This is a genomic window from Kamptonema formosum PCC 6407 (genome assembly GCF_000332155.1).
GTDB classification, from domain to species: Bacteria; Cyanobacteriota; Cyanobacteriia; order Cyanobacteriales; family Microcoleaceae; genus Kamptonema; species Kamptonema formosum.
The window spans coordinates 1091819-1104183 of sequence record NZ_KB235903.1; the positions used below are offsets into that span (position 1 = coordinate 1091819).

The following is a 12365-nucleotide window of genomic DNA, read 5'->3' on the forward strand; positions in this document are numbered from 1 at the left end:
AAATTAAAAATTAAAAATTAAATATACAATTTAATTGTACATTTTTAACTTTTAATTGATAAGTTGCTCCCCAGCTCCTCTGCTCCCCCGCTCCCCCGCTCCCCTGCCCCCCCGCTCCCCCGCTCCCCACGCTCCTCTCGCTCCCCGCCCCCCACGCTCCCCCGCTCCCCCGCCCCCACGCTCCCCCGCTCCCCAGCTCCTCTGTCTCATTTTTCGTAACGGCTTTGCCAAACTCTGTCTTATTCAATAAGCTGAAGCTATGCCCTCTATCGTGAAGTTCCCAAATCCTACAAACGTCGCAGGCAAAGTTTCTCCCAAGTGGGAGGAACTGACCCAGAAAGCACCGGAACCGACGCAGCTAGACAACATTAAAGCCCAACTGGATTTAGTGCTGCTAGCGCTCGAAGCTTTGGCTGGGATTGGCTCTGATGCCATGCTCCGAGTAGCGGCGGAACTAAATCTAGAGTCGTTAGTGGCAGATAGGGTAAGCCTGTGGCGGCTCAGACAGTCAAATCCCTTGCGGAAAAGTCAGGGAGGGCGCAAAAAACTAGATGTGGAAGAAGCGCGATCGCTAGTTTTAATCGTCTGTCATCTGGCTAAGCAACACCAGGCCTTGATCCGTCGGGCCGTCGCCTTGCTCGAACAACTCACTGAGCAAAACCGCGAACCCCATACAGTTGCCCTGCTAGGAGATTATCTGGATACCTTCAGCAATACTTACTCCGATCGCATGGAAGATGCAGAAGACTTAACCTCAGACAACCTGACTCAGTTAGCCTTCAAACTCCTAATTGATTTGCTCTTCTACAGCAGCCCAGACGGTCATCGTCGCCTCTGGTTAGCCCTTTTAGACCGTTCCAAAAATTAAAAATGCCATCAGTTTGTTCCTGAAATTTTTAATTTTTAATTTTTAATTTTTAATTACCCCTATGGTTCTGCGACGGTACACGCCCCCCACTTGCACCCTAGAAATCACGGCTAAAGTTTCGCCCCTCTCTCGTTGGGCGGGTAAACCAGTGTTAAAATCTCTTCGTTTCGAGCTGCGGCTCGACGATCCGCGCTTACCAGAAGAAAGGCACGTTACGCTTAAAGGCGATCGCGCCCAACTTGAAGCCCTACACGAAGTGGTAAGCACTTATGTGCAAGACTTTCTCAGCCAACCCCCGACTGGCGCTCTCAGATTAAAGTCGGGAAGTACAGACACAATTGCGGAAATAGGCTCGGAACTCTCAACAGCGCCTACTGTAATTTTGAACGAAGACCGCAACCCTTTTGAAAAGGAAGCGAGTACGGTGGATGCAAAAACACCCTACTCCCCGAATACTTCTCCTCTCCTTACTGCTCACCCACGCCTGCAAGCGCGGGGCTTACTGGCTCACGAGCTATTTTTAGGGCAGCTAGCGGATGATACATCGAGAATCGCGATCGAACTGAGCGCTTTGCAGCTATTTGACATCGCCACAGCTCTTGATGAATATGCCACAGAATTGCTAGCTTTGCCTAACTTCAAGCGTTCAGGCGAAAGTAAAGCTTCTACACCCTGGCTCCGCAGTGCAGCAGTGGTACTTTTAACTGTAGGATTGACAACCGGTGCGATTAAACTGCTCGATCGCTCTGACCGCAACGAGCAAACTGCGATGAAGGTACCTAGTTCAACGCCTAGCGCGATCGCCAGCCCGATCTCTCCAAGTCCCATTCAGACTGTACCTCCCCCCCCTGCTTTCGCCAAGTCGCCATTACCACCATTGCCACCGCCGGGGACTATACTACCTAGCCCCGCATCGCCACAAGCCGCGACTCCCACTCCCCCTACTCCCGCACAACCTAACCCAGTGCAGCCACCGCCACCGCTATTTCCCCAACCGCCTGTCCCTGAACCTTCGAGTCCCCCAGAACGTATTGTTACTATTCCGGGAGATTTAAGCGATCGCCAAGCACCCGTTACCCAAGAAGCCCCCATTGCTAGAGCTCCCAAACAAGCTCCTATTGCTCAAAATCCCATACCTGTTCCAGAGTCAAATGGGCCACCGTCAGCTTCCGAGTTGCCGACTTTGCCAAACCCATCTACTCTTAGCAGAATCCCCTCCGCAGTTCCAGGGGACACCGAACTGCCTCCCCTAGCAGATGCTCCATCGCCAGTAAATCCACAGGAAAATACCCAGGCTGCTGCACCTAACAGCAACCGCACTCTTTTTGATACAATTCCCCAAGTTACAGAGGCTAGAACTTATTTCGAGCAGAATTGGACTCCCCCTGAAGGTTTGAAGGAAACTTTAGAATACAGTTTGCAACTAGATCCCAATGGGTCGATTCAACGCATTATTCCTCGCGGGCAAGCGGCTGGGGATTACATAGACCGCACAAATATGCCCTTAGTGGGGGAGCCTTTTGTCTCTGCTATCCAAGACGGAAAAACTCCTAGAATTCGCTTGGTCTTAAGACCAAATGGTAAAGTACAAGCGTTTTTGGAATCTTTGAATTGATAGTTGTTAGTTGTTAGTTGTTGGTTGTTAGTTGATAGTTGCGAGCATAAGGAACAAATAATATTAAGCCTGGTTAGTTAGGCATAATTCCGATCGGGGGCGGGTTCGCCAATATCTCGATTCTTAAGTGAGAAATCCCTTAAATCCTCCCGCCTCAATACTTAAAAACAACAGCCAAGAATTAACAATTAACGACTAACCACGAACAACTAACAACTAACAACTAACAATGACCAGTAACAACCCTCAAATTAATGAAGAACGCATTGAAGCATATCTAAAAGTCATTCATGACCTGCTGAGTTGCGAGACGGGTCAAGAAGCAGAAACTCTGAATTCCTATCCTGACTTATTAGATATTGGCCTGGTGCAAACAATGGAAATGGCAGCAGTAAGGATAGCAGAGGATGGTAATGAGGAAGCCGCTTCCTTTTTGCAAGAAATTGCTGTTCAATTAGCAGAAGCTTTGGACTTGTCCTTACCAGAAGGAATACCTAGTGAGTATTTTAATTTTTTGGGTGAGATATTGCAGACAATCTCAGAAAATCCCGACCCGGAGATCGTATATCCGATTTTGGAAGCAAATCAAAATAAACTCGATCCAGTTTTAGCTGAAATGTTACAATCTTGGGCAATGGCTACTCTACCAGAAGTAGATGCAGAGGAGAGTTTAGCTTTGGCTGGCGTGATTGGCAATTTCAGCAATTTAATGCAGCAATTTCCCGGAGGGGATAGAGGTAACAATTTAGAGATTGCGATCGCAGGTTATGAAGCAATCTCTACAATTTTTAGCCGCGATAATTTCCCAGATGTTTGGGCCGGGACTCAAAATAATTTGGCCGCTGCTTATGGCGATCGCGTTTATTTCGATCGTCAGGAAAATTTGGAGCGTGCTCTTGCCTGTTACGAAAATGCCTTGGAAGTCTATAATTTAACAGAATTCCCGGAGGAATGGGCGAGAACTCAAAAGAATTTGGCTATTACTCAGGAAGCGCGTGCTAGTGTTACAGATAATAGTTAGTTGTTTAGTTGTTAGTTGTTAGTTGTTAGTTGTTAGTCACTAGCGATAGTAACAACAGCTTTGGTGGGTGCTGAATTAACGATTTTTATCCTAATCAAATGAAATGATAGTAGCGCCCACCCTGGAAGATGAGTATTCATTTCAGATAGATATCTACCACTACATTTTTTGGGAAAATGTTAAAAAAATTCAAAACTAGGGAGATTTTGACTATTGTTGCTGTAGCAGTAACGCTAATAACTTCTGAAGCTATTGCTGCTACTAACTTGCCATCTGTAAAGGCAGCAAAACCTACACGGACACTATTGGCATCCCAAATTTTAGCTCAGAATTCCAGCGCCAATGATTATTTTCAGAAAGGCGTGGCATTGGTTCAGAAACAAGACTTAGCAGGTGCAGAAGCAGCATTTCGCAAAGCAATTGAAATCAACCCTAACTTTGCAGAGGCTTATGCTAATTTGGGCAGTGTTTTAGCTAATCAAGATAAGTTAGAAGAAGCTATTTCTAATTTTGAGAAGGCTGTTAGTCTCAAGCCTAATGTAGCAGTTCTTCACTATCTTTTAGGGAGAGCACTTTACGAACAAAATCGACCCCAAGAAGCGGCGGAACCGCTAAAAAAAGCTAGGGATTTATTTAAGCAGCAAGGTCAAAATCAGGAAGCTGAAACAATTGAGCGAGTGTTGAAAGAAAATGGGTTAGAGTAATATTTATAGGTAGGGGCTAGGGGCTAGGGGCTAGGGGCTAGGGGAAGAAGGGAAGAAGGGAAAAGAATCAAGGCTTCAGCAATAAGCGAGTGCCTTAAATACCTTGGCGGTTGCTATAATACCAAATACCAGTTAGTCATCCCCTTTATTAGTAATAATATAATCCGTCATTGCGAGCGAAGCGAAGCAATCGCCTAGTCTCTGCGATTGCTTCGCTTCGCTCGCAATGACAATAAAGGGTGTAGTAAACCCGGATTTGGTATTAGAGAGGACTTACGCAGGGAGTCCCAGAAACCGGGCTTGGGCCGTGAGCGTCAGCCGAACGGTTTTTGAGAGAATCTGTGGGTCACAAAGAAGTATTTTCGTCAAAAAACTGCTGGTTGAGCGAAAGTCGAAACCCGGTTTCTTTGGTTAGGTGCGTAAGTCCTGTCTAGTTATCTCTCTAGATAAAAGTAAAGTCAAAAGGAGAAAGGAATGGGACACCAGTAACACCATTTAATTTCGCTAAGATGCGAGAATCGTTACCGCTAGTATTATCGGCGTTACCATCGTAAATGATGTAAGTGCTGCCACCCGCATCATAAGCAAATAAGAAGGCAGTTCCTCCCAAAATATTAAGCGAAACAGTTGTCTGCACTGGTAATACAATTTGGTTTGCGCCTTTGAGATTGGGGAATGCAGGGGTAAAGTTAAACTGGTCGTTAATCGGTACACCCAGAGCGGCAAAATCCGTAATAATATCGTAGCCGCCAGCCGCGATCGCAGCATTAATTCCCGCAGGCGAAGCCGCCTCAAAAACTGCACCTCCATCAGTAGGGCTAGTATAGCGGAATGTATTATTACCGCCGCCGCCGCTCATGCTATCAACACCAGCGCCGCCTATGAGCACATCATTATCAAGTCCACCATTAATAGTGTCATTTGCCCCTGCCCCATCAATCGTATCGCTACCAGCTAAACCGTTGAAGTTATCCGGGAAAGAACCGCCCACAATAGTGTTAGCACCGCTATCTGCCAAAAATACCTGAACGTTAACTGTAGCTGCGGCCGTACCTGGACTCGTCCCAAAGCCATCGCTGATGGTGTAGGTAAAAGCAACAGTACCAGCAGCACCAGCAGGGGTGAACTGCACCCCTGTACCGCCAAGATTTACCGTCGAGCCAGCTTTAGTGGTGCTGAGACTGATGATCCTCAGTGGCTGGTTTTCAGCGTCACTATCGTTGGCTAGTACATTAATTAGAGTTGGGAGAGGATTGTTAGTAGTAGTCAGAATTAAACCGTCATCGATCGCAGTTGGCGGGGTATTAACTTGGGTACCAGTGTTAGCGTTAAACGGATTAATATTGATGGCGATCGAGGATGTTGCTGTACCACCTTCAGGATCGCTGACACTGTAACTAAACGATCCAGCTTTCCCAGTGACATTAGTTGCAGGTTCAAATCTGAGCGAGGTCAAGTCTTGAACGCTCAATTTTTCGTTCAATAAGGTGACAGAGGTATTTCGCAATATTTGACCGAAGGTAGGATTAGGCAGTTGTGTCACTGTGACTGTTAACGCTGCACCCTCTGGGTCACTCGGTGTTTGAATGCTAAGGGCTAAAGGTATGTCCTGACTGGTTACTAGGCTCTTAGAGCTTTCCACGATTGGCGGTTGGTTGGTTGTCGCCGTTGGGAAAGCAGGGGAAGTCGGCCCTAACCCAGGAGTTGGAGTTGGTGGCGGTATGGGAGAAGGGCCTGGACTCACGCTAGGAGTTGGTGACGGTACTAGGGTTGGTAGTGAACTTGGAGTAGTACCCGTTGCAGGAGAAGGGCTAGTACCCGTTGTTGTAGGAGTAGGTGTGGGTGTTGCTGTTGGTGTGGGAGTTGGCGTAGGCGTAGGTGTGGGAGTTGGCGTAGGTGTGGGAGTTGGCGTAGGTGTGGGAGTTGGCGTAGGCGTAGGTGTGGGAGTTGGCGTAGGTGTGGGAGTAGGCGTAGGAGTTGGCGTTGCCGTTACGGGCGAGGGAGTTGTGCCCGTTGTCGAAGGAGTTGTACCCGTTGTTGAGGGAGTTGTGCCCGTTGTCGAGGGAGTTGTACCTAGAATGGGAAATGGGTTTTCATCAACAAACGGAACGGGATTTGTTGTAAACCTTGATTCGTTGACAGTTGTAGGTTTAACGTCGAGCAGTATTGCTAAAAATTCGCCCGTGCGCTTGTCTCTAATAATGGTGTTGCTGGAATTTGAGCCTGTTCCTTGGGATATCTCCAAGTCTGCGAATCTCAAATCACCTGTAAGGGCGATCGCATCATCGTCAGTAAAATCTCTAATTAGGTCAGCATCAGTTAAATTAACGCCGCCAGTAGTCGCACTGCCACTACTGAGGGAAGCTGGTTGAGTGCTAAATCTACCGATAACAAAGGTATCTCTGCCTTCACCGCCAGTGAATGTATCTGAACCGCGATCGCCAGAGAGAACGTCATCACCACTATCACCAGCAAGTTCGTCGTTACCTTCACCACCATAAATAATATCGTCTCCTTCGCCGCCGCTAGCAGTATCGTTGCCAGCACCGCCGTTGATCCTGTCTCCTCCTTCCTGGCCTAACAGAAGGTCGCTACCACCACCACCGAGTACAGTATCGTTACCGGTATCGCCAAAAAGAGTATCATTGCCGCGATCGCCAGAAACTAAGTCATCCTCGCCACCACCACGCAAGCAGTCATTACCTTTACCACCAAAAAGCGTGTCATTACCTTCGCTACCAAAGACAATATCGTTACCCTGGTCGCCATAAGTAGTATCGCTACCCTGATCTCCAGAAACCAGATCGTCATCTTTACCGCCTCTTACACTGTCATCGCCTGCCCCGCCTTCAACAGTATCTCTGCCAGCATTACCATTCAAATAGTCGTTATTTTCTTCGCCTCGGAGCAAATCTGGGCCGTCCCCCCCAAAAACGGTATCATCACCGGGACGCGCTGAAATAGTGTCATTCCGAGGGCCACCAATTAAATAGTCGTCCAGGTTGGTTCCCTGAACCACACCCTGAACAAATATTGGTTCTGGAGGAGGAGTAGGAGTCGGTGTCAACGTCTCCACAGGTGCAGGTGTTTGTGTTATGGCAGGCCGCGTACCCTGACTCACAGAAGGGGTAGTTCCCTGACTTACAGAAGGACTTGTACCCTGACTGACGGAAGGGCTTGTACCCTGACTGACGGAAGGGCTAGTCCCCTGACTTACAGAAGGACTTGTACCTTGACTGACGGAAGGACTTGTCCCCTGACTCACAGAAGGACTCGTACCCTGATCTGGCGTTGGGGTGGGAGTAGGTGCAGGCGTTGGGGTTGGTGTAGGGAGAATATCAGTAATCTCGCCATTTTCATCTCGAAGCAAAAACGGTGGCCCGTCCTCAATAAAGCCTACTGGCACTGCACCTGGCATTGTTCCGCCTCCTTAAATAAACGCTAAATTTTGTTAGTTGTTAACTGTTAGTTGTTAACTGTTAGTTGTTAACTGTTAACTGTTAGTTTTTAACTGTTTTAGTTATAGCAATCGCCTTCGTCAATTAAGACATAGAAGTAAGGTGGGCGCTGCTATAACGATATTTCTTGCTAATTGAATGAGATAATAGCGCCCACCCTCCGAATATTAACGTTGCAAAACTCATCTTTCAAGTTTCTTTAACTGTTAACTGTTAACCGTTAACAGTTAACAGTTAACAGTTAAATAAACTTGAACTCCGATGCAGTAATTACAGTGCTTAAAGCACCAGGTAACGTAGGAATAGAATTGAGTACAGCCAAGTCAAAAGCGGGGAGACTATCATCACTAACATTCGGGTCATAACCCAAAAGATACTTATTAAAAGTATTGTTCAGATAGACAAAGAAAGCTCCTGATTGACCCGAACCTTTTTGATTTTTCAAAGCGGCATTTACAGCTTGAGCATTGTCAAATTTTGCCTCAAACAATATCACCTCTTGACCACCAATATCATCGCCCGCCGAGCCGATATTCCTAATAATAATACTAGAGAAGTCGTTAGACGTGCCAGAGTTGGTAAAGCCGCCAAAATTGGACGAGCGGAACAAGAAAGCATCGCTACCGCTGACATTGAAATCGCTAATGATATCTACACCTTCTGCGGGAGTTTCAAAGTAGAAGAAATCATTACCGGCCTCACCCGTCAGGAGATCGGAACCAAATCCGCCACCCAGGATGTCATCGCCCGCAGCGCCAAAGAGGGTGTCATTATCGCCACCGCCTAAGACCAAATCATTACCAAATCCACCATTGAGGCTGTCGCCGCCATCTCCACCATCAAGAGTATCGTTGCCAGCTTCACCCAATAGAGAATCGCTACCGCCCTCGCCTAAGAGGTAATCGTTACCGACACCTCCCAATTGCGTGTCGTTACCGTCATCGCCGAGTACAGTGTCGTCACCATCGGCTCCTAATACTGAATCATTGCCTGTGCCACCATCAATTAAGTCTCTGCCCACGCCGCCATCAACAATGTCGTCGCCGGCACCGCTGTCAATGGTGTCATCGCCAACTCCTCCTGTCACAATGTCACTGCCAGCCTCTCCGTATAGGGAGTCATCGCCGGCATCTCCTGATAGGACATCATTGCCGGTTCCGGCATAAACAGTATCGTTGCCTTCCCCAGCACTGAGTGAGTCGTCGGCATCTCCACCGAATAGCAGGTCATTGTTAAACCCGCCATCAATAGTGTCATTGCCATCTTCACCATCAACGGTATCGTTACCGTCTCCACCACTTAAAACATCGTTGCCGGTACCACCTAAAAGGGAGTCATTGGCTGCTTGCCCTAAAATGGAATCGTTACCTGCTCTACCATCAATGATGTCATTGCCATCACCTCCCAAGAAGGTATCATTGCCAGTCCCACCGACAATATAATCGCTGAGCGCCGTGCCTGAGAAGTTGTCGTTGATAATGCCAGTGCGATCGGAAATACTATCTACGACAGTAATACTGAAAGAAGACTGCGGAGTGTTAGAAAATCCGTCACTAACTGTGAATGCAAAGCTATCACTGCCAGTAGGAGCTAATAAGGTGTATTTGACTATGTTGTTCAGGATGTCTTGCTGGCTAAACTTGTCACCGATATTGACAAAGCTGGTTCCCCTTTGCAGAAATCCTTTTGCAGGATCGGGTGCTTTCGTCAAGGTGTAAATTAGCTGCTCTGCCGGAGTATCGGCATCTGTAGCAGACAGTTCCTCAACAGAAATAATCTCGACTGGAGAACTCTTGGAGACAATAATGCCTTCGTTAACAACTACTCGTGGCGGACTGTTGATATTAATAGTGACACTTGCCTGAGCCGTGCCGCCATTGCCGTCAGTAATCGAGTAGCTGAAGCTGTCACTACCAGTAAAACCAGCATTGGGAGTATATCGGAACGTTCCCCCAGCCACAGGCTCTAGTTGTCCGTTAACAGTTGCAGTAAAGGTGCTGACGTTAAGAATATTCCTGTCAGCATCAGTATCGTTAACTAGGACATTAAAGGAAACTGTTTGGTTGGCAACGGTGGTAACGCTGTCATTGACCGCTATTGGGGGCTGATTGATCGCAGGAGTCGGGGTTGGTGTCACCGATGGAGTCGGAGTTGGCGTTCCCGATGGAGTTGGTGTTGGTGTCCCCGATGGAGTTGGAGTTGGGGTTGGTGTCTCCGATGGAGTTGGGGTAGGAGTCGGGGTTGGTGTGCCCGATGGAGTTGGAGTTGGGGTTGGTGTTCCTGATGGGTCTGGGGTAGGAACGGGAGTAGGAGAGGGAGAAGGTGGTGGTGTTGCTAGCCCTGGCCTTGTGGGGGCGGCAATGAAGTTAGCCCGACCGAGCGTCCTGCTATCTACTCCTGGCAATACTGCTAAAAAGTCGCCCGTAGTACCGTTACGGATAATGGTACTTCCGGCTCTAGCATCGGTGCTTTGAAAGATTACGAGGTCTTCAAATCTGAGGCTGCCACTCAGTCCGATTAGATCGCCGCTGCGGTAGTCTGTAATCAAGTCAGCATCGGCTATATCGGGGCCGCCAGTGGTGGTGACGAGGGGAATGCTGGCGTTGCTAGGATTGGGGGCTGTGAAGGTACCAAGGACAAAGACATCTCTGCCATCACCGCCGGAGAGGGTATCTCTACCGAACTCGCCCCAGAGAACGTCGTTACCGCTTTCGCCAACAATGTTGTCGTCGCCGTCGCCGCCGAAAACGATGTCGTCTCCTTCGCCTCCAAAAATAGTATCTTTGCTGTCATTGCCGAAGAGCCAGTCGCCGCCTTCGTTGCCAAACAAGAGGTCGTCACCTCCACCGCCAGAGAGGGTATCGTTACCCTGGTCTCCCCAGACGATATCTTCGCCTAAATCTCCGAAGAGGCTGTCGTCAGCGGAACCACCGCGCAAGCTGTCGTTGCCTTTACCGCCATAACCGGTATCTCTGCCATCACCGCCGATAACAGTATCGTTTTCGTTGTTGCCAAAGAGAAGATCGCCTTCACTACCGCCAGACAATAAATCGTTATCTTTGCCGCCGTAGAGGGTATCAAGGGCTGTACCGCCATCGAGGGTGTCCTGACCTGTGTTGCCAAAGAGTAGATCGTCGTCATCATCTCCTCTAAGTTCGTCGTCGCTGCCATCACCGATGAGGGTGTCAGCACCTCCTAACCCTGAGATTACGTCTACTCTGGGGCTGCCAACTAAGGAGTCATTGGTTTCAGTCCCTCTGATAATTCCGCCCAGGTTGCCCGGTAAGGTGTCGTCACCAGTGGCGGGAGGTAGGGTGTCGTCGGCTCCCGGTGTAGTGTCATCGGCAACAGGAGTAGGTGTAGGTGTGGGTGTGGGGGTGGGGGTGGGAGTTGGTGTAGGTGTGGGGGTGGGAGTTGGTGTAGGTGTGGGGGTTGGGGTTGGGGTTGGGGTCGGAGATGGGGCTGGACTTCCTCCGAGAGTTTCATCCGGCCCTAACACAAAGGGAGGGCCATCTCCGACAAAACCTACTGGCACTGCACCGGGCATGATTACAACTCCTTTTTTAGACGATCCCTATGGACTTGACGAAGGGTTTGAAGATTAGTTTCTCAGGAAAAATAGACTTTAAATTTATCGACAATCCTGATTAGTTTTAACATATTCAAGCAAATTGACAAGAGATATATAGATTTTTTAATCTCGATCTATTTTGCCCTAAAAATGTTAACATCTTGACGTTTTTTTTACTCATCTATTTTGTTATAACTTCCATTTCAGAGAGTAAGGCTGACTTTTTCAGGGGAATATGGAAGCATAAACCAGAGGTAGTAGTGGCCCTGCTTGCTCTTGTCCGTTGGCGGCTAGTTCGCTGTGGCAAAGGTAGAGGTAGGAACAGCGGCTTAATAAATCTAGCAAAATTCGTCGTAGTCTTTGCTCGTTGGCAAATTGTACATCTTCGGCTTGATTGGGATGCCAGGGGTGTTTCTGAAGGAACAGGGGAGCTGCAAACAGGGTTGCTGCACCGCCACTCAGCCAGAGGGGGGAACCTGCATCAAGCCAAAAATGGTATTTGTGAGCGCGGCGGCTGGCGCGGTACTGAAAGATGGTGGCTAGGGCGATCGCACGGCTACTAAGTCCGGCTGTCCGCACGGGAAAGGGGTTGGCGGTGACTGTACCGCGTCGGAGAAGTTGAATAAACTGTGCGATCGCGGCTGGCTGGGAGTATGTAGCAGGTTCGTTTAATCGCCGCCGCCCGTCGATTTCCCAATAGTGTACAGCGGTTTCTACTAATTCCCGTAAGGCGGCTAGCTGGTTGTAGGGTAGATGGCGGCCTTTGAGGAGGAATTTCTGAATTGCTCGGTCAATGAGGACAACGGGGCTGGCTAGGAGGTGTTGTTGTTGCTGCGATCGCTGTTCTTCGATCCAGTCTACTATCTCTTCGTAAGCTGTGGTGGCTCTGTATCCCAGTCGATCCCACCGCGCAAAGGTATTAGCTCTCAGCAAACGAGGGTTTTCTGAGTCTGGACAAAAGCAGCGATCGGCGATCAAGCCGGCACGTACAGGATCGATGTCTGAAGATGGGGAGAGGGGCGAAGGAGCGGGGGGGCGGGGGGCGGGGGGCGGGGGGAGGGAAGGATGGAAATTGACCTCTCCCTTACTCCGTAATGCTCTCTATCTCCCTATCTTCCCATCTCCCCA

At 48.8% G+C, this 12365-nt stretch carries 7 protein-coding genes; 4 read left to right on the forward strand and 3 right to left on the reverse strand.

Translation table 11 applies throughout. From position 1 onward, the window contains the following. Positions 1-259: 259 nt before the first annotated feature. From OSCIL6407_RS0109790 to OSCIL6407_RS0109805, 4 genes are all read left to right on the forward strand, one after another. A complete protein-coding gene (locus OSCIL6407_RS0109790) occupies positions 260-868 on the forward strand; it encodes a DUF3038 domain-containing protein (protein ID WP_007358246.1) in 609 nt (202 codons plus the stop codon). Positions 869-929: 61 nt separating this feature from the next. After that, a complete protein-coding gene (locus OSCIL6407_RS0109795) occupies positions 930-2483 on the forward strand; it encodes a DUF4335 domain-containing protein (RefSeq protein WP_007358247.1) in 1554 nt (517 codons plus the stop codon). Between the two features lie 229 nt (positions 2484-2712). After that, positions 2713-3504, forward strand: a complete 792-nt coding sequence (locus OSCIL6407_RS0109800; protein WP_007358248.1) for a tetratricopeptide repeat protein — start codon at positions 2713-2715, stop codon at positions 3502-3504. 176 nt (positions 3505-3680) lie between these two features. Next, complete coding sequence (locus OSCIL6407_RS0109805) at positions 3681-4208, forward strand: tetratricopeptide repeat protein (protein ID WP_007358249.1); 528 nt, start codon at positions 3681-3683, stop codon at positions 4206-4208. 442 nt (positions 4209-4650) lie between these two features. Here the strand turns inward: OSCIL6407_RS0109805 and OSCIL6407_RS0109810 are convergent, their stop codons facing one another. The 3 genes from OSCIL6407_RS0109810 to OSCIL6407_RS0109820 form a co-directional block, all read right to left on the reverse strand. Then, positions 4651-7626 (reverse strand): Ig-like domain-containing protein, encoded by a 2976-nt coding sequence (locus OSCIL6407_RS0109810; protein WP_007358250.1) that lies wholly within the window; start codon positions 7624-7626, stop codon positions 4651-4653. A 281-nt stretch (positions 7627-7907) separates the two neighbouring features. After that, complete coding sequence (locus tag OSCIL6407_RS0109815; RefSeq protein ID WP_007358251.1) at positions 7908-11213, reverse strand: Ig-like domain-containing protein; 3306 nt, start codon at positions 11211-11213, stop codon at positions 7908-7910. A 249-nt stretch (positions 11214-11462) separates the two neighbouring features. Then, positions 11463-12215, reverse strand: coding sequence for a hypothetical protein (locus OSCIL6407_RS0109820; RefSeq protein WP_026103691.1), 753 nt, complete (start codon positions 12213-12215; stop codon positions 11463-11465). Positions 12216-12365 lie beyond the last annotated feature (150 nt).